Below are 22,685 nucleotides of genomic sequence, written 5' to 3' on the forward strand. Positions count from 1 at the left end.
GCCGGTTGCGATCCTGCTCCCCACAGCCCCAAACGGCTAAGAAGGTGACGATCCGACAACCAGCTGCCGGGCGGGCGGCCACCCGCCCGGCAAGCGTCAGTATCCTACATTTTTCTTATCCAAGAAGGTGCCCGTAGGGCGGATGAGGGGGCCACTCGGCACAACATTTATTGTTGCCCTTCGCTTGAGCTCAGCGCATTCGCGGCTTTGCCGCTCACCCCCTCATCGCCTCGCTATCGCTCCGGCACTTCTCCCCGCTGGGGAGAAGAGACGAGTGGCGGCGCCATACTCAATCCTCGGCCTTTCTATCACCCACCCATCAGCGAAATTTCAAATAAGCATCAGCGCTTCGCCTTTGACTGCGGCTACCGGGTGCCGCTATCAGCACGGCATTCCTTTGTCTTTCGAGCTGCCCATGTCCCTTGACCGTTTTGCCCCCGCCGTCTTCGTTTTCCTCTGGTCCACGGGCTGGGTGGTGGCGAAATATGCCGCGCTGCATTCCGAGCCCTTCACCTTTCTTTCGATACGCTACGCGCTGTCGGCCCTGGCATTCCTGGCGCTCTGCCTGGTGATGCGGGCGCAATGGCCGAAAAGCCGGGCGACGTGGCTCCGCGCCATCTATTCCGGATTCTTTCTGCACGGCTTCTATCTCGGCGGCCTCTGGTGGGCGATTGCCAACGGCGTGCCGGCCGGCATATCGGGCATCATTGCGGCACTGCAGCCGCTGCTGACGGCGATGGCGGCCCCCTTTCTCGTCGGTGAGCGATTGCAGCAGACACAGAAACTTGGCCTTGGCCTCGGCTTTGTCGGCATCGCCATCGCCATTTCGCCGAAGCTCTTCGGTCCGGCGACAGCCGATCTCGCCCATGCCGCCGTGCCGCTGATGATCAATCTCGTCGCCATGGGGTCCGTCACCTATGGCACGCTCTATCAGAAGAAACACCTGCAATCAGGTGACCTCAGAACCATCGCGACGCTGCAATATGTCGGCGCACTGGTTCTCACCCTGCCGCTGTCGCTGATCTTCGAGCGCCAGCATTTCGACGGCACCGCCCAGGCCTATGGCGCGCTCATCTGGTCGGTCTTCGGCCTGTCGATGGGCGGCGTCGGTTTGCTGCTTTACCTCATCCGCCGGGGGCAGGTTTCCCGCGCCGCCTCGCTCATTTACCTGATGCCGCCGGCGGTTGCCCTCGAGGCTTTCGTCGCCTTCGGGGAACCGTTGACCTTGCCCTTGATTGTCGGCACCGCGGTTGTCGTGACGGGCGTCTACCTGACGAACCGCCGGGCCGCCGGGCGACAGACGCCGGCTGAGGCATAGACAATAAAAAAGGCCGGGTTTCCCCGGCCTTTCTGATTTTCAGTCGATCGATGATCAGGCGCGTTCACGGCGCTGGCCGCCGTTGCGGGCGCCAGAGCCGCCGCGGCGATTGCCGCCGTTGCCGTCGCGGCGCGGTTCGCCGCCCTGTGCCTGCTGCGGGCCGCGATCCTCGCCGTGCTTGCGGGCCGGGCGGCCGTGGGCGTGGCGGCCATTGCCGCGGTGATGACCGCTCGGCTCGCCATTGGCATGGTGGGCATTGGGGCCGTTATGAGCAGGACGCTGCGGCTTTGCCGGGCGGAAATCGGAGGTCGAGGCCAGATCGTTGTCGGGACCCAGATTCGGGGTCGCTTCGCCGCGGCGCTGGCCGCGGAAATCCTCGTTGCGGGCGGTACGCTCGGGACGCGGACGACGCTCGCGACGCTCCTCGCCGCCGGCGCGGACTTCGCTACCTTCGCCTTCGCGGCGCGGGCGGCGTTCCTGGCGGCTGCCGCGATGCTCGGAACGGTTCTGGTCGCCACGGCCATTACCCTCGCGACCCTGGCCGCCGCCGCGGTTGCGGTTGTTGCCATTGCCGTTGCCGCGGCGAGGGCCGCTGCTGCTGATATGGGCCGGCGGTTCGCCGCCCGCGACCGTGATGTCGATGCCCATCAGGCGCTCGATGTCACGCAGCAGCTTGGCTTCGTCGGGGGCGCAGAAGGCAATCGCGATGCCATCACGACCGGCGCGGGCCGTGCGGCCGATCCGGTGGACATAGGCGTCCGGCACTTCCGGCAGGTCGTAGTTGTAGACGTGGCTGACGGCCGGGATGTCGATGCCGCGGGCGGCAACGTCGGTGGCGATCAGCGTCTTGATGCTGCCGTCACGGAAGGCCTTCAGTGCCCGCTCGCGCTGGCCCTGGCTCTTGTTGCCGTGGATCGAGGCGACGGAGTAGCCGATGTTTTCGAGATGCTTCATCAGCTTCTCGGCACCGTGTTTGGTGCGCAGGAAGACGATAGCGCGTCCGTCAGGGTTTTCGGTCAGCGACTTGCGCAGCAGTTCCGTCTTGTCGTTCTTGCCGCCGACGAAATGGACGTACTGTTCGACCTTGTCGGCAGCCTTGCCCGGAGGCGTGACTTCGACCTTGAGGGGATCGACGAGATATTCGCCGGCGAGATCGGCGATCGCCTTCGGCATGGTGGCCGAAAACAGCATGGTCTGGCGCTTCTTCGGAACGAGCTTGGCGATCTTGCGCAGATCGTGCACGAAGCCGAGATCGAGCATCTGGTCGGCTTCATCAAGCACGAGGTAGCGGACCGTGGTCAGCGTGATGGCGCGGCGATTGACGAGATCGAGCAGGCGGCCGGGTGTTGCGACCAGCACATCGGTGCCTTTTTCGAGCTGAAGCTGCTGCTTGTTGATCGAGACGCCGCCGACGACGACGTTGATGCGCAGCGACGACTTGCGGATGAATTTCTTCAGGTTTTCGGCGATCTGGTTCACCAGTTCGCGGGTCGGCGCCAGGATCAGCGTCCGCGTCGTGCGGTTGTCGGGGCGGCGCTCGTCGGCGAGCAGCTTTTCGATGAGCGGCAGGCCGAAGGCGGCTGTTTTGCCGGTGCCGGTCTGGGCAAGGCCGATCAGGTCGCGGCCTTGGAGGAGGAGGGGAATGGCCTGTTCCTGGATCGGCGTCGGCGTTTCGATGCCGAGCTGGAACAAAGTAGCGACGATCGGCTTGGAGACACCAAGCGATTCAAAATTGGTCAAGGTATAACCTTTCGGGGCGCCACAATGACTATCGCCGGAACGCACCATGCGATCCGGTTTCATTCTGGCGTCAAGAACCCCGCGTGAAGTGGGAACTTGTGAGTTGGAAAAAGCTTTCCAGCGCTTCTGGCCGCTCTTGGGAGTGCGGCGTTCTATCGAAATGCGCTTTTGTCCCTTCTTCCTGCGTCCGTATTTTCTAGCAGGGGCACGCTCACGCGGCGGCCGGAAGGGTGAAAGCTGGGCTGCATTTGGGCCAGTTCGCGTGGAAAGTCAAGTGCAGTGCACAAGAAAGCCTCTGGTGGAACTTAGTTTGGCATGACAAGCACGAAGCTCTGCGATGCGCTTTCGGCGCCGTTGACGAGGATGGCGATGCGGTGCTCGCCTGGATAATAGCGCCGCGTCGTGATCGGCCGCATGGTGTGGCGGCGCTCGATTGCGTGGCTTTGGCCGGGCGCGAGCGAGATCGTCTTGCATTTGAAGACCTTGGGCGAGAGCGAGCCGTCGGCCTTCACGTGATGGATGGCGTAATCGATCATCAGCGATTGTGTCGTCTCACCGGCATTCGTCATGCGGATTTCGAAATCCAGCCCTTCGCCGAAGAGCACCTCGCCGTTCGCAAGCCTCAATTCGCATGCGAGCGAGGCGGCCGCGCCGAAGCCGAAATTGGCGAGCGCCTGCGCATGGCCCTTCTTCAAAAGCGTGCGCGAGGCGTGCTTCAGCAGCCAGCGGCGTTCGGGGGAGGCGCCCTCGATGTGGCCGGCGATGAAGGCTGCGACGAGATCGGGATGATCCTTGGCGATGTCGTTCAGGCTGTTGGCGACGGAGCGGCGGACATAGTCCTCCGGATCGTCCATCAGCGCGGTCAGGATCGGGAGGATCGGCGCCGGGTCCTTCACGAGGTGCGGCAGGCGCATCGCCCATGGCAGGCGCGGCCGCGTTCCCTCGCTCGCCAGCCGGCGCACATGCCGGTCGGGATCGCCGACCCAGCCGGAAATGATGGCAAGCGCGCGCTGCTGGTCGCGATGAATGAACGGGCGGATGCCATACTCGGCGGTGAAATGCGGCGTCAGCGCCTTCAGGAGATCGAGACCGAGTTCGAAATGGTCGGGGCCGCGGGCGGCGATGAACTGGTTGACCGGCAGCAGCATCCAGCCGGAAAGCCCGGGCCTGTCGGCTGCGGGCAGGCTTGCCTTCAGGATGGCGGCTGCTTCAGGAAAATCATCAGGAAGCGTGGCAAACAGCGCGTCGCAGATGAGGGTTGACCGCTCCATCAGCTCCAGCGCGTTAAGGCCGGTGGTCGCCAACGCCATGAAGCGGCCCTTGTCGAAGGAGGGCGCCTTGGCGGCGATGCGATCGGCCATGTCGCCGACCAATGCCTCATGCAGCAGGTTCTTGAGCGGTTCCGGCATGCTGATCCTCCTTCTGTGGGAGGATTGGCCCGGCGCCGCCGGGAGGTCAAGCGGCGCCGGATGCGGTTTTATCTATTCCGTGCAGACTTTGACGCGGTAGGGATCGCCCCAATCGTCGTGCCGCCATTCGAGGTGGCAATAGGACGGCCGGTAATAGGTCCGGTAGACCGGATAGGGGCGATAAGCGGGATAGGCGGGGTAGGCAGGATACGCGGGGTAGGCGGGTCGGGCGGCCTCGGACAGCAGGGCGCCGCCGACGACGCCGGCGGCAAGGCCGCCCCAGAAGGCGTCGCGCGGACGGGCATCGGCGGTGGTGGCGGTGGCGAGCGAGGCGCCGGCAAAGGTCAGCGCGATCAGGCCCGCCGCCATGGTCTTATGAAGAACGGACATGGTATTTTCCTTTCATGGTGGCTTCCATAAAGCCATGTCGAGACTCGGCCCGGATCGCGGCGGCGCGATGGCCGCGCAAGCGCTTCCCGCATTAAATTTTCGTCATGATTTCAACGGGTGCCGCCATCGAAATGAATGACGACGGATCTGGGATTGCGCCAGTCGCGATGGCCTCTCAGGCTCGTGCAAGCTCGCCCTGCCAATGTGAGACATCTTCAGTTTGGTGAGCCGGCTGGCAAATGTCAGCCATCAAAATTTATGGTTAAAACCTTGTTAAAAGCCTTGGCGTTATAGTCTTTGTAGTCGATATTTCATTTATTGCGGGAGCGACAATTTCTTGAAAGCAGCCGGGGAACTTCTGGAGTTGGCTTGCCGCCGGATCGCTGATCTGGACACCCCGGCCTATGTCAAGAACAGCGAGCTGCGCTACATCGCCGTCAACGAGGCCTACGCCGATTTCTTCGGCCGCGAGATTTCCGATTTCATCGGCAGGCGGAGCCGCGAACTCTTCGACCGTCCCGAGGAAGAGGATCGCGAGGACAAGGAACGTCGCGCGCTGGTGTTCGGCACCGAGGAAAACGCCATCTGCTTCGATGCCGTAGGCCTCCATCACGAGCGCATTGACATCGAAAGCTTCTCTCCGTCGCCGGATCGAGCCTATGTGCTTGGCATTTTCGAAGTGCGCGAGCGCCGCGCCCTTGGCGGCAATCCCGTTATTTCAGGCAACTTCAAGGCTGTAAACGATTCCGAAATTGCCGCCGATTTCGCCCAGGTGCGCGAGGCGCTTGAGACGCTAGATCATCCGATCGGCATCTTTGCGGCAGACGGCCGGCCGCTGGTCGTCAACGCCGCCTATCGCAACGGCGCGAAGCCTGCCGCCGCCGGAGATTCGGCCTGGGGTGAGAGCGTCGACGAACTCGATGTTCTCCGCACCGTCCTGGAGGACCTGCCGGTTGCCGTTTTCGTGCGCGACGACGAGCACCGCCTGGTCTATGCCAACAAGTATTATGAGACCTTCAGCGGCCATTCCCGCTCCGCGTATCTCGGAATGACCGAACAGGAAATGTTCGGGCTGGAAGGTGGTGAGGCGATCTACCAGGAAAACCAGCTGGCGCTGAAGCACGGAATATCGGTCGAGCTCGAGAGCGAGATGCCGAGCAAGAGCGGCCACATCTATCCGGTCATCTCACGCGTCAACCGCGTCATGACATCGGATGGGCGGACCTATGTCGTCGGCTCCTTTTCCGACATCTCGCCGCTCAAGGAGCGCGAGAATGCGCTGATTGCATCGCGCAAGCAGGAAGAAATCCTGCATCGGGATATCGAAAGCATCCTGCGTTCGCTGCCGGTCGGCGTACTGATCCTCGATAACGACCACCGGATCGTCTACGGCAACGACGAATTCTACAGCATCTGGGAGCTGCCGCTCGACGATCGCTTCGACGGCCGCCCTTTCCTCGACGTCATCCGCCGCAACCACGAGCTCGGGCGCTATGACGGAACGCAGGTGCCGGAGGAGATCTACGCCTTCCGCAAGCACCTGTTCGAAGCTGAAGAGCCCGAGCCGATCGAACTTGGCTGGGCAGGCGGCAAATCCGTGATCTTCGACAGCCGCCGCCTCTCCAACGACCGCATTCTGCTCACTTATGCCGATATCTCGGCGGTGCGCGAACGGGAAAACGAAATCCACGAGACGCGCGCCGCACTCGAGCGGCTCGGCGAAATGATGCGCGATGCGACGCATGCCATGTCGCAGGGCATCGCCATCGTCCAGGATAACGTCATCAAGATGTCCAACGAGGCGATGGCCGACATCCTGCAGATCCCGCCTCATCATATCGAGGCCGGGCAGGGTTGGCTCGGCATGTTCGAATTCTGCGCGGCGCGGGGCGATTTCCACGACGCGGCGGATGAGATCCTGCAGGAGTGGCGCGCCAATATCGCGGCCGGCCAGCCGATTTCCACCGTCTTCCATGTCGGCGGCGAGCGCTGGGTGAACATGGATGCGACCGTCAGCAGGGGTCAGCATTGGGTGGCGCTTTTCACCGACGTCACCGAGCTCAAGAGCCGCGAAGAGGAACTGCGCGAGCTTCTGTCGCGCGCCGAAGCTGCCGACCGCGCCAAATCCGAATTCCTCGCCAATATGAGCCATGAAATCCGCACGCCGATGAACGGCGTGCTTGGCATGGCCGAGCTGCTTGCCAAGACCAATCTCGACACACGCCAGAAGACCTTCATCGATATCATCGTCAAGTCGGGCAACGCGCTGCTGACTATCATCAACGACATCCTCGATTTTTCGAAGATCGATGCCGGGCAAATGAAGCTGCGCAAAGCCGCTTTCGATATCACCGAAGCAGTGGAGGACGTGGCGACGCTCCTCTCCTCCCATGCGGCCGAAAAGAATATCGAGCTTCTGGTGCGGGCAGCACCGGATCTGCCCGCCGCCGTGATCGGAGACGCCGGGCGTTTCCGCCAGATCGTGACCAATCTGGTCGGGAATGCCGTCAAATTCACCGAGCGCGGTCATGTCTTCGTCGATGTCGGCTTCGAGACGGTCGCCGGCGGCGAGATCATGGCGAGCATCCGCATCGAAGATACCGGTATCGGCATTCCCGGTGAAAAGCTCTCATCGGTCTTCGACAAGTTCTCGCAGGTCGACGCTTCCTCGACAAGGCGACATGAGGGAACGGGGCTCGGCCTTGCGATCACCGCCGGCCTCGTCGATCTTTTCGGCGGCTATCTCAATGTCGACAGCGAATGGGGCAAGGGCTCGGTCTTCACCGTCAACCTGCCTTTCGCGGTGGCTGCGGCCCGCCTTGAGCCGAAGCCGCTGCCGATCAACGTGCAGGGCGCGCGTATCCTCGTCGTCGACGATAATGAGGTGAACCGGCGCATCCTCACCGAGCAGCTTTCGCTCTGGGGCTTCGACGGTGTGGCCGCCGAGGGCGGCGGCACCGGTCTTGCGATCCTGGAGGCGGCCGCTGATCTCGGCGTGACCGTCGACGCCGTGGTGCTCGACTATCATATGCCCGACATGAACGGCGCCGATGTCGCGCGCCGGCTGCGCGCCGATCCCCGCTTCGTCGAGCTGCCGATCATCTTCCTGACATCGATGGATATTTCGGGCACGGAAAAGGAATTCGCGGCGCTGAACGGCCACGCGCATCTGATGAAGCCGGCGCGCGCCAACGTGCTGCGCAACACCGTCGTCGAAGTGGTGCGCGCCCGTCGCGTCAAGCAGGCCTCGGAAGCCGAGATTGCCCGGCTGCAGGCCGAAGCAGCCGTGCCTGTACCGGCGCCGGCACCCTTGCCACAGTCCCGTGCGGCCGAATTCGTCGACGTGCTCGTCGCCGAAGACAACGAGGTCAACCAGATCGTCTTCACGCAGATACTCCAGGGAACAGGCCTTTCCTTCCTCGTCGTCGACAATGGCGAGCAGGCGGTGGCCGCCTGGCAGCGGCACACGCCGCGCATCATCATGATGGACGTATCGATGCCCGTGATGAACGGCCATGAAGCGACCCGAACGATCCGGAAACTGGAACAGGGGCAGGGCCACCGCGTGCCGATCATCGGCGTCACCGCCCATGCGCTGGAAAGTGACCGCGAGCTCTGCCTCGATGCCGGCATGGACGACTACATGTCGAAGCCGATCAGCCCTGAACTGCTGGAAGAGAAGATCCGGCAATGGCTCGGCAAGGATGAGCTGCAGCCGGGGCGTACCGGCTACTGATCTTTAATCGCGGGAAACCTTGACGCCGCAGAGCATTTCGCGCTTGCCGGCGAAGCCCTGGCGGCGCTCGACGGCAAAACCGGCGGCGATGAGGTTGCGGCGCACGAAGCCGGCTGCGGCATAGGTGGCGAAGGTGCCGCCGGCTGCGCTTTTTTCGCAGACGAGCCGCATCAGTTCTTCCGACCACATGTCGCCGTTGCGCGAGGGGGCGAAGCCATCGAGATACCAGGCGTCGAAGCCGGGCTTTGCCGCTGCGACGCCGTCGAGGGCCGCGCCGCAAACGACGCTGAGCCTCGTCTGGGCGTCGAGGTCGAGCGTGACGATACCCGCCGGCGTCTGCGGCCAGGCCGCCGTCAGCGCCTCGCGCTCGGCATCGATCTCAGGCCAGTGCGAGAGCGCCCGGCCGATCTCTTCGCTGCGCATCGGGTGGAGTTCGAAGGAGATGAAATGCAGGTGTTGGCCGTCCGTGCGATGCAGCTTCCATTGCCGCCAGGTTTCGGCGAAGTTGAGGCCGGTGCCGAAGCCGAGTTCGCCAATCACGAATTCCTGCCGCCCGTTCCAGCGCTCCGGCAGGCCGTTGCCGGCCAGGAAGACGTGGCTGCATTCCAGCCGCCCATCGGTCTGGCAATAAAAATGGTCGCCAAAGGCTGTGGAATAAGGCATATCGCCGTCGCGCCATTCGAGCGGCTGCGGCGCGCCCGCGCCAATCTGATCTGGATTCATCTCTGCCATGGAACAAGCCGATAGTCCTGCGCCGGCGTCCGGTCAATCGTTCTCAGATTTGCTGATCGTCGGCGGCGGCATCATGGGTCTCTGGGCGGCCGTCCATGCCGAGCGCCGTGGCATCAGCACCATTCTTGCGGATGCCGGCAGATTGGGTGGAGGGGCGAGCGGCGGCCTGCTCGGGGCGCTGATGCCGCATATGCCGGACCGGTGGTCGGAGAAGAAGCAGTTCCAATTCGATGCGCTGGTTTCGCTTGAAGACGAAATCGCAACGCTCGAAGCCGAGACCGGGCTTTTCGCCGGTTATCGCCGTTCGGGCCGGCTGATCCCGTTGCCGAAGCCGCATCTCAACCGTATCGCCCGCGGTCATTCCGAGGATGCCGAGCGCCATTGGCGGGCAGGCGAGCGCCGCTTCCACTGGCATGTACTGGACAAGCCTGATGTAGACGGCTGGGTCGAGGCGTCCGCCGGCGAGAGCGGTTTCGTGCACGACACGCTCGCCGCCCGCGTCGCGCCCCGTTCGTTGACGTCAGTGCTGATTGCCTTTCTGCGGCGGGCAAAACATTTGCGCATCGTGGAACATGCGGCGGTTGCCGGTCTCGATCCCGATCGAGGCACGGCCGAGATCGGTGGCGAAGCCATTGCTTTCCGTCACTGCATGCTGGCTGCCGGTCATCGGTCCTTTCCTCTGCTGCAGGATCTGACGCCAGGGCTGAAGCAGCCGCTTGGCCAGCCGGTGAAGGGGCAGGCGGCGCTGTTGAAAGCGGATATCGACCCGGCGCTGCCGACGATCTTCCTCGATGGGCTCTATATTGTTGCGCATGAGGGCGGACATGCCGCGATCGGCAGCACCAGCGAGAACCGTTTCGACGATCCCACGTCGACCGATGCCCAGCTCGACGGGCTGATCGAGGCGGCGCGGGCCATCGTGCCGGCGCTTCGAAACGCACCCGTCGTCGAGCGTTGGGCGGGGCTTCGCCCGAAGGCGATCGATCGCGATCCGATGATCGGCCGCCACCCCGATCACCCGCGCCTAATCGCGCTAACTGGCGGCTTCAAGGTCAGCTTCGGCCTTGCGCATCGGCTGGCGGAAGCGGCTATATGTATCGCAAGCGATGCACATTGCGAGTTTCGGCTGCCGGAAAGTTTCGCGATTTCAAGCCATATCGCAGCGGCTTCACGTTAAACGTGAATTAGTCGCTGCTCTGCTTCGTTATTCTGTCATGCAAATCACCTATCTGCTTGCGCATCGACAGCGCCGGATCGCAATGGCGCTTACTTCCTTGATGGAGGAAATTGCATGCGCTATGCCATTTGCTTCACGCCTCCGGCGAGCGACCAACTGTCGCTCGTGGCCGCCAATTGGCTTGGCCGAAACGTGTTTTCTGGTGATGCGACGGAGCCTCCGGCCATTCGCGGCCTCGGCATTCATGAGATCGCCTTCCACACCGCCGTGCCGCGCCGTTATGGTTTTCACGGTGTCTTGAAGGCGCCGTTCCACCTCTCCGCCGACATGTCGGAATCTCAACTCCTGCGCGATCTTATGCGTTTCTCCGGAACGGTCCTTCCCTTCCGGATGCCGCGTCTCGAGGTCGTCAGGCTCGGCAATTTCTACAGCCTGCTGCCGAATATCCCCTGTGAGCAGATCCAGTATCTCGCCTCGGCAATCGTGCAGGAATTCGACCGTTTCCGCGCGCCGCTCAGCGAAGCCGAGATCGAGCGCAGTGACCCGGACGGATTGTCGGCGGCCCAGTTCGCCAATCTGCATCGCTGGGGCAATCCTTACGTGATGGAAGAATTCCGCTTCCACATGCCGGTGACGGGCCCGATCAACGCGATCGACATGCCGCGCATCGAGCCGGCGCTGCGGACGATTTTCGAGCCTGTGCTGAGAGAACCGATCATGGTTTCGAACGTGGCGCTGATGATCGAGGAGGGTACCGGCGGTCCCTTCCGCGTTCATTCGCTGCATCCGATGGGCAAGGTCAGCGCGCGCAAGATCGCCTGAAGTTCCCTGCGCTAAGAAATTGTTCCATAACGGGAAAATTGCGTTGCGCAGTTTCCGTCTCGACATTCCGGCTGCGGATGATACCGTTCCCCGTCTTTTCAGAAGGTGATTTGATGGTATCCGAGACTTATCCGCGCAATCTGGTCGGCTACGGGCGTCAGACGCCTGATCCGAAATGGCCGGACGAGGCACGCATCGCCGTGCAGTTCGTCATCAATTACGAGGAGGGGGGCGAAAGCTCGATCCTGGACGGCGACCCGGCTTCCGAAAACCTGCTGTCGGAAATCGTCGGCGCGGCGGCCTGGCCGGGGCAGCGCAACCTCAATATGGAATCGATCTACGAATATGGCTCGCGCGCCGGTTTCTGGCGACTTTGGCGGATGTTCACCGATCTCAAGGTGCAGGCGACCGTTTATGGGGTGACGCTGGCGATGGCCCGCAACCCTGAGGCCGTGGCCGCCATGAAGGAAGCGGGCTGGGAGATCGCCAGCCACGGTTATCGCTGGCTGGAATACAAGGATTTTCCCGAGGACCTAGAGCGCAAGCACATCCTCGAAGCCGTACGCCTGCACACCGAACTCACCGGCGAGCGGCCCTACGGCATGTATCAGGGCAAGCCTTCCGACAACACGCTGCGGCTGGTTCAGGAGGAAGGCGGCTTCCGCTATTCCTCCGATTCCTATGCCGACGACCTGCCGTACTGGGTGAAGGGCGTCGACGGCAAACCCTTCCTGATCATTCCCTACACGCTTGAAACCAACGACATGCGTTTCGCAACACCGCAGGGCTTCAATTCAGGCGACCAGTTCTTCACCTATCTGAAAGATGCTTTCGACACGCTCTATGAGGAAGGCAAGGACGGCAGCCCGAAGATGATGTCGGTCGGCCTGCATTGCCGCCTCGTCGGGCGCCCCGGTCGCGCAGCCGCGTTGAAGCGATTCATCGAATATGTGCTGAAGCACGACAAGGTCTGGATTCCGCGCCGCATCGAGATCGCCGAGCACTGGCACAAGCACCATCAGCCGGAAGCGCTATGATGCTGTCGCGCGAGGATTTTATCTCCCGCTTCGGTGGCGTCTTCGAACATTCCCTATTCATCGCCGAGCGCGCCTATGATACCGGCAGCATAAAAGAACCGCTGACGGCATCCGGCGTGCATGCGGCCCTTGCAGCCGTCTTCCGCGCGGCAAGCCGAGAGGAGCGCCTTGGCGTGCTCCGCGCCCACCCCGACCTTGCCGGGCGTCTGGCAATATCAGGCGAGCTCACCGAGGACAGCCGCAAGGAGCAGGCCGGCGCCGGCCTCGACCGGCTGAGCCCGGCCGAGCATGCCCGCTTCACCGAGCTCAATTCGGCCTATGTCGAAAAATTCGGCTTTCCCTTCATCATCGCCGTCAAGGGGCTCGGCAAGGACGATATCCTGTCGGCCTTCGAAGTACGGATCGGTAATGGCAGGGACGAAGAATTCGCCACCGCGGCCGCCGAGGTCGAGCGGATCGCGCTGCTGCGCCTGACAGCGATGCTGCCGGAGGCTGAATGAAAGAGCGGCACGCAATCGACTATCTCAATGAAATGTATGAAGCGGCGTCAGAAGCGCTGTCTTTCATCGGCGGAATGGATGAGACGGCCTTCGCCGGGGACAAGCTCACCTTCAAGGCGGTTGCCTTCTGCCATTTCACCATCGGTGCTGCGGCGTCTCGCCTGTTGGTGACACATCCGGAATTTGCGACCGAGCATCCGACCTTGCCATGGACGAAAATCTGCGGCACGGGCAACCGTATCCTGGACGACGTCTTCGATCTCAATCCGTCGGAGATATGGGAGGCGACATATCGCACGCTGCCGGAGCTGCTTTCGGCAATCGATGCCGTCCGCTACTGGCATGCCCAAGGCGAGTGAAACCATGTCCGAATATCTCGACATCCGTCCGCTCACCAAAGCCGCCTTCGCTTCCTTCGGCGAGGTGATCGAGGCCGATCCGGCCTCGATGCGGCTCATCAACGGCGGCACGACCGAGCGTTTCCACGCGCTGGCCGTGGCGGAAGCGACGGGCGAGGGCGCGCGCGTCATCATCAATCTCTTTCGCGGCCAGCCGCGCAGCTTTCCCTATGCTGTCGACATGATGGAGCGCCATCCCTTCGGCAGCCAGAGTTTCTCGCCGGTTTCCGGCCGGCCCTTTCTCGTTATCGTCTCCGAGGACGAGAACGGACGTCCGGGCAGGCCGCAGGTATTTCTGGCGCGCGGGGACCAAGGTGTGAACTACGGCCGCAATGTCTGGCATCATCCGCTGATGGCGCTCGGCCAAGCCTCCGATTTCCTGGTCGTCGACCGCGACGGGCCTGATAATAATCTGGAGGAATTCTTCTTCGAAACCCCCTTCATCATCAAAGAGCCAGCCCTATGACCGGACTGACCACGCATGTTCTCGATACCGCTCTCGGTAAGCCGGCCGAGGGCCTGAGGATCGATCTCTTCCGGATCGACGGCGAGATGCGCAGGCATCTGACGACCGTTGTGACCAATGCCGACGGAAGGGTCGACGGCGGCCCGATTCTCATCGGCGAGAATTTCCACGTCGGTACCTATGAACTGGTCTTCCACGCCGGCGATTATCTGAGGGCGAGCGGCACGCCGCTGCCGCATCCGGCCTTCCTCGATCTCGTGCCGATCCGCTTCGGCATCGCCGATATCACGGCGCATTACCATGTGCCGCTGCTGATCTCGCCCTATGGCTATTCCACCTATCGGGGCAGCTAAAAATGCGTTTTGCCGCGATCGCAGACATCCATGGCAACCATCTGGCGCTCGAGGCGGTGCTTGCGGATATTCAGGCGCAGGGCATCGAGGAGATCGTCAATCTCGGTGATTTCTTCAGCGGGCCGCTGGAAGCCGGCAAGACAGCAGATTTGCTGATGCCGCTTAACCTCACCTCGGTTCGCGGCAATCACGATCGCTACCTGATCGAGCAGAATCCGGCGGCGATGCATGCCTCGGATGCCGCCGCCTATCGTCAATTGTCGCCGTCCCATCTCGATTGGCTGCGCAGCCTGCCATTCGATACCGTCTATCGCGGCGAGGTCTATCTCTGCCATGCGACGCCGAAGGACGACAATCTCTACTGGCTGGAATCGGTTTCGCCTGAGGGTTTCGTCTTCCTGAAGCCGGTCGAGGCGATCGCGGCCCTTGCCGAAGGCATCGACCTGCCGCTGATCCTCTGCGGCCACAGCCATATCCCCCGCGTTATCCGGCTTTCCGACGGTCGCCTCATCGTCAATCCGGGCAGCGTCGGCTGCGGGGCCTATGACGACGAGCTGCCCTATTACCACAAGGTCGAAGTTGGCCATCCGCTGGCGAGCTATGCCATTCTGGAAAAGACGGCGGCCGGATGGATATGGCAGTTCCGAACCGTCGCCTATGACCATATGGCGATGTCGGCACTCGCCGCCGAAAGAGGCCGTGCCGACTGGGCGAGCGCGCTGGCAACGGGTTGGCTACGGTAGTAGCGTTACTCCCTGTCGGCGCTGCAGGTTCATTGCCGCCCCGCGATGATCGACGAGTTCACGTCGTTGATGTCGCGCTTGCCGCAGAGCGCCATGGTCATATCCATCTCCTTGCGGATGATGCCGAGCGCCAGTGTCACGCCTTCCTTGCCCATGGCGCCGAGGCCGTAGAGGAAGGGGCGGCCGATATAGGTGCCCTTGGCGCCAAGCGCCACGGCTTTCAGCACGTCCTGGCCGGAGCGGATGCCGCCGTCGAGGTGGACCTCGATGCTGTCGCCGACGGCATCGATGATTTTCGGCAGCATGCTGATCGAGGAGGGAGCGCCGTCAAGCTGGCGGCCGCCGTGATTGGAGACGATGATCGCGTCGGCGCCGGTATCGACGGCTGCCTTGGCGTCCTCCGGATCGAGTATGCCCTTGATGATCAGCGGGCCGCCCCATTGTTGCTTGATCCAGGCGACATCCGACCAGGATAGCCGCGGATCGAATTGCTCGTGCGCGAACTTGGATACGGAGGCGACATTGGCAACGTTCTTCGCATGGCCGACGATATTGCCGAAATATCGGCGCTTCGTCTGCAGCATATCAAGGCACCAGAACGGCCGCATTGCCATCTGCCAGAGGTGCTTCGGGGTAAATTTCGGCGGCGCCGACAGGCCGTTGCGGAGGTCCTTATGGCGCTGGCCGAGGATCTGCAGGTCGGCCGTCAGAACCAGTGCCGAACATTTGGCGGCCTTGGCGCGGCGGATGAGATCGAGGACGAAATCCCTATCCCTCATGACGTAAAGCTGGAACCAGAAGGGCCGGGTCGTCACCGAGGCGACGTCCTCGATCGAGCAGATGCTCATGGTCGACAGCGTGAAGGGAACGCCGAATTCTTCCGCCGCCCGCGCAGCCAGCATCTCGCCGTCGGCATGCTGCATGCCGGTCATGCCGGTCGGCGCGAGCGCCACGGGCATGGACACCTTCTGGCCGATCATCGTCGTCTCAAGCGTGCGGTTGGTCATGTCGACCAGCACCCGCTGGCGCAGCTTGATCTGACTGAAATCGCTCTCATTCGCCCGATAGGTGGATTCCGTCCAGGCGCCCGAATCCGCATAGTCGAAAAACATCTTCGGAACACGGCGCTGTGCGAGTTTTTTCAAGTCTGCGATGGTGAGCGGAGTGGCCATGAATGGAACCTTCACATCTGAGCGCGGCTATCGGCGTAACATGAAATTCGGAAGGGCGTTATGGGAAATCGGCCGTATCATGCAGCTTTTTCGCCACGGATCGGTTGGATCAGAATATCCAGGGGAATGCCGAGATGTTCATGCAGCCGCCGGATCATTTCGAGGGAAAGCGCACGCTTTCTGTTGAGGATTTCGGCCACTCGTCCGCGGCTGCCGAGAATGGGTTCCAGATCCTTCCGCACCAACCCCTGCTGCTCCATCCGGAAGAGGATGGCATCGATGGGATCGGGCAGGTCGATCGGGTATTGGGCTGTTTCATAGAGGTCGATCAGCGTTGCCAAAATATCGAGCTTGTCAGCTTCGGGCGAGCCGTTTTTCGCCCCCCAAAGCTGCTTCAACAGCAGGAGTGCGTCTTCGTAATCATCGTCATTGCGGATGGGTTTCAGCTCATTCATGTTCCACCGTCGCTGCGTCGATCCTGTCATAGTTGCGATGCGTGCCGATCCATTTGATCCAGACGATTGACCGTGCAAAATCGACGGCGACGATCAGCCGGTAGTCATTTCCTTTGATGTTGAAGACGATGCGCTCGGCGTTGACGATACTTGCATGGGCATACCGCTTCTTCACATCGGACATGGATTTCCAGTCCGCCTTGCTGACTTCGTGAAACCACGTATCGAGTGCAGCCTTCAAGGCGGCTTGGCTTTTTTGGCCGTCCGGGCTTTCGACAAATTCCGTCAGGGTGCGCCGGGCGATTACCCTCATGTCGAAACCATATCATGCTCCCATTTTGGGAGCAATAGAAGCGTCATCGAAGTCCCGCTTTCAATGCAACACCGGCCACATACGTTTCGGCAATCGCCCGGTCGTCGCCCATGGTCTGCAAGAGGAAGAGTTCCTCGGGCAGGGTCTTCACCACTTCCATCTTCAGCGCCATGGCCGGAGTGGCAGTCGCATCGAGCACGACGAGATCGGCTTCGGTGCCGGGTTCCAGCGTGCCGATCCGGTCGGCCAGCGACAGCGCCTCGGCATTGCCGCGCGTCATCAGGTAATAGCTTTCCAGCGGGTTCAGCCGTTCGCCGAGCAACTGCTGGATCTTGTAGGCCTCGTCCATGGTCTTGAGCATCGAGTAGCTGGAGCCGCCGCCGATATCGGTGGCGACACCGATACGCACCGGCTTCTCGCGCCGCGCCAGCGCCTTCAGCGGAAACAGGCCGGAGCCGAGGAAAAGGTTCGAGGTCGGGCAATGGATCGCGACGGAGCCGGTTTCGCTCATGACATCGGCTTCCCGCTCGGAGAGGTGGATGGCATGGCCGAACAGGCTTTTCGGCCCGAGCAGACCGTAGCGGGCGTAGATATCGGTATAGTCGATCGCCTCGGGATAGAGCTCGCAGGTGAATTTGATCTCTTCGTGGTTTTCCGAAAGATGCGTCTGGATGTGCAGGTCAGGAAATTCACGGGCGAGGGCCGCGGTTGCCTCCATCTGCGCCGGCGTCGAGGTGATGGCGAAGCGCGGGGTGATGGCGACGTGGTTGCGGCCCTTCCCGTGCCAGTCCGATATCACCTGACGGGTCTCGTCATAGCCCATCTCGGGCGTGTCGAGCAGGCCTTGCGGGGCGTGGCGGTCCATCATCACCTTGCCGCCGACCATGCGCATATTGCGCTTCATCGCTTCGGCGAAGTAGGCGTCGGCGGAGGTCTTATGCACGGAGCAATAGGCAACCGCCGTCGTCGTGCCGTGGCGGATCAGCTCGTCGTAGAAATGCGTGGCGATCCTTTCGGCATGCACGCTTTCGACGAAGCGGCATTCCTCGGGGAAAGTATAAGTGTTCAGCCATTCGAGCAGGTTGGCGGCATAGGAGGCGATTACCTGCATCTGCGGAAAATGCAGGTGCGTGTCGATGAAGCCCGGCATGATCAGATGCGGGCGGTGGTCGATCTCGGCCGTGCCCTCGGCTGCCTTTGCCTTGACTTCGGCATAGGAGCCGACCGCTGCGATCAGCCCGTCTTCGATCAGCAGCCCGCCGTCTGGCTCGTAAAGATAGCTTTGGCTGTCGGCCAGGCTCAGCGGCGCGCGGTGGAAGGAAAGCAGGCGGCCGCGCAGAAGTGTCGTCGTCATTGTTTCTTGCCTTCGACTGCGCTTTCGAACCAGGCCACGAGCAGCTTGCGTTCGTCAGGCGTAATATCGGTCACGTTGCCCGGCGGCATGGCATGGCTGCGGCCCGCCTGTATATAGATTTCTCGGGCATGGGCGGCAATTTCCGCGTCGTCTTCCAGTATCACGCCCTTCGGGGGCCGCGCGATCCCCTCATAGGCGGGCTCGGCCGCGTGGCACATGGAACAGCGCGTCGAGACCAGTTGCTTGACGGCGGGAAAGTGCGGGTCGCCGGCAAATTGCTGGAAGGCGGGCGCCACTGCCGCCGCATTCGTCTCGCCGGTCAGCTGCTTCGGCGCGGTGGAAAGCCACATGATCAGGATGAAGAGGATGATGGTGACGATCCACGTCCAGGTCGGCCGGCCTTTCCTGGCATGCGTGGTGTTGAACCAGTGGCGGATGGTGACGCCCATCAGGAAGACCAGCGCTGCAATTACCCAGTTGAACGCCGTGCCGAAGGCCAGCGGATAGTGGTTCGACAGCATGAAGAAGATGACAGGCAGCGTCAGGTAGTTGTTGTGCAGCGAACGCTGCTTGGCGATCTGCCCGTATTTGGGATCGGGCGTGCGGCCGGCGATGAGGTCGGCGACGACGATCTTCTGGTTCGGGATGATGATCATGAAGACGTTGGCCGACATGATCGTCGCGGTGAAGGCGCCGAGATGCAGGAAGGCGGCGCGGCCGGTGAAAAGCTGCGTATAGCCCCAGGCCATGAAGACGAGCACGACATAGAGCACGGCCATCAGCCCCCAGGTGTTCTTCCCAAGCGGGGATTTGCAGAGCAGGTCGTAAACGATCCAGCCGAAGGCAAGTGAAGCCAGCGAGATCAGGATCGCGACGGGCGGCGTGATGTCGAGCACGTGCCGGTCGATGAGGAAGAGGTCGGCGCCGCCGTAGTAGACGATGCAGAGCATCAGGAAGCCGGAAAGCCAGGTGAAATAGCTTTCATATTTGAACCAGGTCAGGTGCTCCGGCATCTGGGCCGGCGCCACCAGATACTTCTGGATATGATAGAAGCCGCCGCCGTGGACCTGCCATTCCTCGCCATAGGCGCCAGGCGGCAGATGCGGGCGTTTCACCAGTCCGAGATCGAGCGCGATGAAATAGAACGACGATCCGATCCAGGCGATCGCAGTGATCACATGGAACCAGCGTGCCGCGAAGGCGAGCCATTCCCATGCTATTGCATATTCATACATCGAGTTCCCCTATCTTCCTCCGACTCGCAACATTGCGGAAATTTTGGCGAGGAGGGAAGAGGAGATTGAAGGACCGCGCGTGCACAGCGGTTTCAGCAACGCCGGCGAGGCCAAAGCCGCCGGCCAAGGCCGCATCGCCGATCTCTCCCGGCGTGCCTAAAAGCTGCCGAGAAGACTGTGCATTATCCCCGGCTTATACTTGGTCTGCCAATTCAGCAGATCTTGAAACTGTGACGACTAAATTACAGTTATGTTGCAGGCCGCCGGAATAAAATAGGAACCGTTGAAATATCGGCGGCGCATTCATCAACGGAGAAGATGTCCATGCGCAGTATTCTGACGTGTGTGATGATTGCGTATGCGTCGCTGGCGACGGCTCACGACGCACCTTCGGGGTGGAGTTATGACCCCTATTGTTGCAATGGCGACAGTCATAATGGCGATTGCCAGATGATCCCTTCCAAAAGCGTGGCGGTGACGCCAGGCGGATATCGCGTGACGCTGCTGCCGGGCGACCACCGGCTGGTCACGCATGCTCACGTCTTCCTGCTGCCGATGACGAAGGCGATGCAATCCGGCGACAACGACTATCATCTCTGTCTGTTCCCGAACGAGGATACGCCGCGCTGCTTCTACGCGCCGGAGATGGGATATTGAAGCCACACGACGGGATCGGACCCGGCTCACCAACCGGGTCCGACGTCAGATTTAATTGCCGGCCGCCTTCATCTCTTCGAGAATCCAGTTACGGAAGGCCTTGATCTTCGGCACGTTGCGTCGGTTTTCCGGATAGGCGAGCCAATAGGCCTTGCCGTCGTTGCGGGTCAGTTCGAAGGGCTGATAGAGCCGGCCGAGCGCGATCTCGGCCTCATAGAAAGCCGGATGCAGGATGGCGACGCCATGGCCGGCGATGGCCGCATCGGCTTCCATCGCCTGGGAGCCGAGCTGGTTGCGCGGGCGTCGGTCGAGATCGGTTTCCGTGACACCGGCCGCCTCGAACCATTGTTTCCACCAGATGTCGCCGGCGTCGAAGAGGTCGAATTTCAGGAGATCCCGCGGCTCTCGGATGCCGCCCTTCGCCTCCGCCAGCTTCGGGCTCAACATCGGCGTGAACTCCAGGCCCATCAGCCGGTGCAGCGTCAGTCCCGGCCAGTCGCCGTCGCCCCAGCGGATGCCGACGTCGATCTGTTCGCGCGCGAAGTCGATGATGTCGGAGGTCGACTGAAAACGCACCGCGATCGCCGGATGCTTCAAATGGAAGGAGCCGAGGCGCGGGGCCAGCCATTTTGAAGCAAAGGTATGGGTCGAGCTGATGGCAAGCGTGCCCTCGACACTGTCGCGCGCCGTCGCCATCGCGTCATGCAGCATGGCGAAGGCTTCGGTCACCTTCGGTGCCAGCCGCTCGCCAGTTTCCGTCAACGTGATCTGGCGCGGACGGCGCAGGAAGAGCGGCTCGCCGACATTCTCCTCCAGCAGTTTGATCTGATAGCTGACGGCCGTCTGCGTCATGCCGAGCTCCTCGCCCGCCTTGGTGAAACTGCCGAGCCGAGCGGCGGTCTCGAAGACGCGCAGCGCATTCAGCGGAAATTGCTTCGAGAGTTTCATGGATAAGTTCTCTTGATGCACGCAGACGGTTGTTCGATTGGAATTGCAGCATTTTTGGCGACAAACTGCAACTCATACCATCAAACCATCGAGGTGATGCCATGGATTGCCAAGCTATCGACCAAAGCCGCCCGCAGCCGACCATCGGGATTTTCCAGCGCATCGGCGGTGGGCTGGCGCGGATATGGCGCAAGTCCCGGCTCGATCTCGACGCAGCACCCGACCGCGTCAAGCGCGATCTCGGCTTTCTCGACGGACGCGATCCCTATTACGAGGATGAGCGCATGCGGTAGGCCGCAAGTGCCGTCAGGATTTCGGCGGCGGTCATGGCGGCGATCACCTCAGGGCGCTTGTCCCTGACCGCGGAGCCGCCGATCGGCAACGTCAGCCGCTCCATCCAGCCGCGCTCGCCGCCGCCTTCGCGCAAAAGCCAGCTTGCGAAGGTGGCGCGCTTGGTCGATGAGCCGATCATGCCGACATAGGCAAGATCGGTTCTCTCAAGCGCCTCGCGGCCTATAAGAAAATCCAGCGCGTGATCATGGGTCAAAATGACGACCGCGCCGCCGCCAGGAATATCCTTCACCAGCGCCTCGGGCATCGGTACGAGCCGGGTCTTGGTTTCATCAGGCAGATTGGCGAGCTCTTCCTGCCTGGTTTCGACGACCGTCACCGATAAGGGCAGCGGCGCCAAAGCCGCGGCCAGCGCCCGGCCGACATGGCCGGCGCCGAAGAGATAGATTTCGGGCAGACGCTCGATCTCGTCGGCAAGTTTTGCCTCGAGCTCGTCTCTCACCACCTGCGTCAGGGGACGGAACCGTAATTGCGTGCGCCCGCCGCAGCACTGGCCGATTTCGGGGCCGAGCGGAATGTCCATGGTGGCTATCCCGCCGGTTCCGGCGAGCATTTCCCGAGCATTCCCGATCGCCATAAACTCGAACTGCCCACCGCCGATCGTGCCCCAGAGGGCGTTGGCCGAGACGAGCATGAAGGCGCCGGCCTCGCGCGGGGTGGAGCCTTGAGTGCCTATTATGTCGACGAGGATGCTGTGTGGGTTGGCGGCCAGGAAGGTGGGGAGGTCGGTCATGGGATGTGGACCTCGGGAGCTTCGGAGCATGTCGCGAAGGCCCCCTCATCCGCCTGCCGGCACCTTCTCCCCGCTGGGGAGAAGAGGTGTGCGGCAACGTCTTGCCCCCTAAAAGCGTCCGCGATGGGAAGGAAGCGCAATAGGCTTGCTCCCCTCTTCTCCCCAGCGGGGAGAAGGTGGCCCGAAGGGTCGGATGAGGGGGCTTGGTTCAAGCGCATTACGTTTTCAATTCTCCGTACGAACGATCGCAGGATAGAAGCGAAGGATGTCATCTCGCTGGAATAACCGCCTTTCAAGTGCGGCGAGGATCGTCTCGAGAACCGCTCGCCGTTCTCTGGTTATTTCATGGTTCCAAAAACGCAGGATGGAATATCCAGCTTCGTTCAGCCACAAGGTTCGTATCGTGTCGGGCATACTGTTGGCGTGATGAAATCCATCTATTTCTATAATTAGTCGCTCCTCCCGACAGAGAAAGTCGACGATGTAGCCCCCGAGCGGAACCTGCCGCGCAAACTTATAGCCATTCAACTGCCGATTTCGCAGGTCACCCCAAAGCCGGTATTCTTCCTCGGTTTCGGTCTGACGCAGTTTGCGGGCCTGTGCGGTTTTGCCGAGACGCCTCTTTCTAACATCTTCGAGATCAGAC

24 protein-coding genes and 1 pseudogene are annotated in these 22,685 nt (G+C 61.8%); 13 read left to right on the forward strand and 12 right to left on the reverse strand.

Going from position 1 to position 22,685, the window contains the following annotated elements; genetic code table 11:
• The first annotated feature begins 415 nt into the window (after positions 1–415).
• Positions 416–1,318 carry a DMT family transporter gene (locus EFQ99_RS25870; protein ID WP_126924068.1) on the forward strand — a complete coding sequence of 301 codons (903 nt, stop codon included), beginning with the start codon at positions 416–418 and terminating at the stop codon, positions 1,316–1,318.
• Between the two features lie 54 nt (positions 1,319–1,372).
• Here the strand turns inward: EFQ99_RS25870 and EFQ99_RS25875 are convergent, their stop codons facing one another.
• From EFQ99_RS25875 to EFQ99_RS25885, 3 genes are all read right to left on the reverse strand, one after another.
• Positions 1,373–3,106, reverse strand: a complete 1,734-nt coding sequence (locus EFQ99_RS25875) for a DEAD/DEAH box helicase (protein WP_126924278.1) — start codon at positions 3,104–3,106, stop codon at positions 1,373–1,375.
• Positions 3,107–3,363: 257 nt separating this feature from the next.
• Positions 3,364–4,467 carry a DNA alkylation repair protein gene (locus EFQ99_RS25880; RefSeq protein ID WP_126924069.1) on the reverse strand — a complete coding sequence of 368 codons (1,104 nt, stop codon included), beginning with the start codon at positions 4,465–4,467 and terminating at the stop codon, positions 3,364–3,366.
• 72 nt (positions 4,468–4,539) lie between these two features.
• On the reverse strand, positions 4,540–4,857 hold the full coding sequence (locus EFQ99_RS25885; RefSeq protein ID WP_126924070.1) for a hypothetical protein: 318 nt from the start codon (positions 4,855–4,857) through the stop codon (positions 4,540–4,542).
• Here EFQ99_RS25885 and EFQ99_RS35150 point away from each other — a divergent pair.
• Together EFQ99_RS35150 and EFQ99_RS25890 are read left to right on the forward strand one after the other, a co-directional pair.
• Positions 4,856–4,996 (forward strand): hypothetical protein, encoded by a 141-nt coding sequence (locus tag EFQ99_RS35150; protein ID WP_164736446.1) that lies wholly within the window; start codon positions 4,856–4,858, stop codon positions 4,994–4,996. The two genes, EFQ99_RS25885 and EFQ99_RS35150, sit on opposite strands and share 2 nt — an antisense overlap.
• Positions 4,997–5,194: 198 nt before the next feature.
• Positions 5,195–8,593, forward strand: a complete 3,399-nt coding sequence (locus EFQ99_RS25890; protein ID WP_126924071.1) for a response regulator — start codon at positions 5,195–5,197, stop codon at positions 8,591–8,593.
• A 3-nt stretch (positions 8,594–8,596) separates the two neighbouring features.
• Here EFQ99_RS25890 and mnmC2 read toward each other — a convergent pair whose 3' ends face one another.
• Entirely contained in the window at positions 8,597–9,325 is a 729-nt protein-coding gene (mnmC2, locus tag EFQ99_RS25895; protein ID WP_126924072.1) for a tRNA (5-methylaminomethyl-2-thiouridine)(34)-methyltransferase MnmC2, read from the reverse strand.
• On the opposite strand from mnmC2, the gene EFQ99_RS25900 reads away from it, so the two are divergent.
• The 8 genes from EFQ99_RS25900 (at position 9,324) to EFQ99_RS25935 (ending at position 14,821) form a co-directional block, all read left to right on the forward strand.
• Complete coding sequence (locus EFQ99_RS25900) at positions 9,324–10,502, forward strand: NAD(P)/FAD-dependent oxidoreductase (RefSeq protein ID WP_126924073.1); 1,179 nt, start codon at positions 9,324–9,326, stop codon at positions 10,500–10,502. The genes mnmC2 and EFQ99_RS25900 overlap by 2 nt on opposite strands.
• Before the next feature lie 114 nt (positions 10,503–10,616).
• The gene (locus EFQ99_RS25905) at positions 10,617–11,324 is read left to right on the forward strand and encodes a DUF1045 domain-containing protein (protein ID WP_126924074.1); all 708 of its coding nucleotides are present in this window, start codon (positions 10,617–10,619) and stop codon (positions 11,322–11,324) included.
• A 113-nt stretch (positions 11,325–11,437) separates the two neighbouring features.
• Positions 11,438–12,361, forward strand: a complete 924-nt coding sequence (puuE, locus tag EFQ99_RS25910) for an allantoinase PuuE (protein WP_126924075.1) — start codon at positions 11,438–11,440, stop codon at positions 12,359–12,361.
• A complete protein-coding gene (gene uraD, locus EFQ99_RS25915) occupies positions 12,361–12,861 on the forward strand; it encodes a 2-oxo-4-hydroxy-4-carboxy-5-ureidoimidazoline decarboxylase (RefSeq protein WP_126924279.1) in 501 nt (166 codons plus the stop codon). Before puuE ends, uraD begins: the two co-directional genes overlap by 1 nt.
• Positions 12,858–13,220: a HepT-like ribonuclease domain-containing protein gene (locus tag EFQ99_RS25920; protein WP_126924076.1), complete on the forward strand. Its 363-nt coding sequence runs from the start codon at positions 12,858–12,860 to the stop codon at positions 13,218–13,220. Before uraD ends, EFQ99_RS25920 begins: the two co-directional genes overlap by 4 nt.
• A gap of 4 nt (positions 13,221–13,224) precedes the next feature.
• Positions 13,225–13,725, forward strand: a complete 501-nt coding sequence (locus EFQ99_RS25925; RefSeq protein WP_126924077.1) for an ureidoglycolate lyase — start codon at positions 13,225–13,227, stop codon at positions 13,723–13,725.
• Positions 13,722–14,078, forward strand: coding sequence for a hydroxyisourate hydrolase (uraH, locus tag EFQ99_RS25930; RefSeq protein WP_126924078.1), 357 nt, complete (start codon positions 13,722–13,724; stop codon positions 14,076–14,078). The genes EFQ99_RS25925 and uraH overlap by 4 nt, the downstream gene beginning before the upstream one ends.
• 2 nt (positions 14,079–14,080) lie before the next feature.
• Positions 14,081–14,821, forward strand: a complete 741-nt coding sequence (locus tag EFQ99_RS25935; protein ID WP_126924079.1) for a metallophosphoesterase family protein — start codon at positions 14,081–14,083, stop codon at positions 14,819–14,821.
• 29 nt (positions 14,822–14,850) lie between these two features.
• Here EFQ99_RS25935 and EFQ99_RS25940 read toward each other — a convergent pair whose 3' ends face one another.
• The 5 genes from EFQ99_RS25940 to puuD form a co-directional block, all read right to left on the reverse strand.
• Positions 14,851–15,993, reverse strand: coding sequence for an alpha-hydroxy acid oxidase (locus tag EFQ99_RS25940; protein WP_126924080.1), 1,143 nt, complete (start codon positions 15,991–15,993; stop codon positions 14,851–14,853).
• 77 nt (positions 15,994–16,070) lie between these two features.
• The gene (locus tag EFQ99_RS25945) at positions 16,071–16,448 is read right to left on the reverse strand and encodes a helix-turn-helix domain-containing protein (protein ID WP_126924081.1); all 378 of its coding nucleotides are present in this window, start codon (positions 16,446–16,448) and stop codon (positions 16,071–16,073) included.
• Positions 16,441–16,761: a type II toxin-antitoxin system HigB family toxin gene (locus EFQ99_RS25950; RefSeq protein WP_126924082.1), complete on the reverse strand. Its 321-nt coding sequence runs from the start codon at positions 16,759–16,761 to the stop codon at positions 16,441–16,443. Before EFQ99_RS25950 ends, EFQ99_RS25945 begins: the two co-directional genes overlap by 8 nt.
• Before the next feature lie 43 nt (positions 16,762–16,804).
• Positions 16,805–18,115, reverse strand: a complete 1,311-nt coding sequence (gene guaD, locus EFQ99_RS25955; protein WP_126924083.1) for a guanine deaminase — start codon at positions 18,113–18,115, stop codon at positions 16,805–16,807.
• Complete coding sequence (puuD, locus tag EFQ99_RS25960) at positions 18,112–19,350, reverse strand: urate hydroxylase PuuD (protein ID WP_126924084.1); 1,239 nt, start codon at positions 19,348–19,350, stop codon at positions 18,112–18,114. Before puuD ends, guaD begins: the two co-directional genes overlap by 4 nt.
• A gap of 324 nt (positions 19,351–19,674) precedes the next feature.
• Between puuD and EFQ99_RS25965 the strand changes: the two genes are divergently transcribed.
• Positions 19,675–20,007, forward strand: coding sequence for a hypothetical protein (locus EFQ99_RS25965; RefSeq protein ID WP_003565666.1), 333 nt, complete (start codon positions 19,675–19,677; stop codon positions 20,005–20,007).
• 51 nt (positions 20,008–20,058) lie between these two features.
• Here the strand turns inward: EFQ99_RS25965 and EFQ99_RS25970 are convergent, their stop codons facing one another.
• Positions 20,059–20,955, reverse strand: coding sequence for a LysR substrate-binding domain-containing protein (locus tag EFQ99_RS25970; RefSeq protein WP_126924085.1), 897 nt, complete (start codon positions 20,953–20,955; stop codon positions 20,059–20,061).
• A 101-nt stretch (positions 20,956–21,056) separates the two neighbouring features.
• Here EFQ99_RS25970 and EFQ99_RS25975 point away from each other — a divergent pair, with 101 nt between their 5' ends.
• Entirely contained in the window at positions 21,057–21,248 is a 192-nt protein-coding gene (locus tag EFQ99_RS25975) for a hypothetical protein (RefSeq protein ID WP_126924086.1), read from the forward strand.
• Here EFQ99_RS25975 and xdhC read toward each other — a convergent pair.
• Entirely contained in the window at positions 21,224–22,039 is an 816-nt protein-coding gene (gene xdhC / locus EFQ99_RS25980; protein WP_126924087.1) for a xanthine dehydrogenase accessory protein XdhC, read from the reverse strand. The two genes, EFQ99_RS25975 and xdhC, sit on opposite strands and share 25 nt — an antisense overlap.
• A 225-nt stretch (positions 22,040–22,264) precedes the next feature.
• Positions 22,265–22,675: pseudogene (locus EFQ99_RS25990) on the reverse strand (endonuclease domain-containing protein); the annotation flags it as partial.
• Positions 22,676–22,685 lie beyond the last annotated feature (10 nt).

The organism is Rhizobium vallis (genome assembly GCF_003985155.1).
Lineage (GTDB): Bacteria > Pseudomonadota > Alphaproteobacteria > Rhizobiales > Rhizobiaceae > Rhizobium > Rhizobium vallis.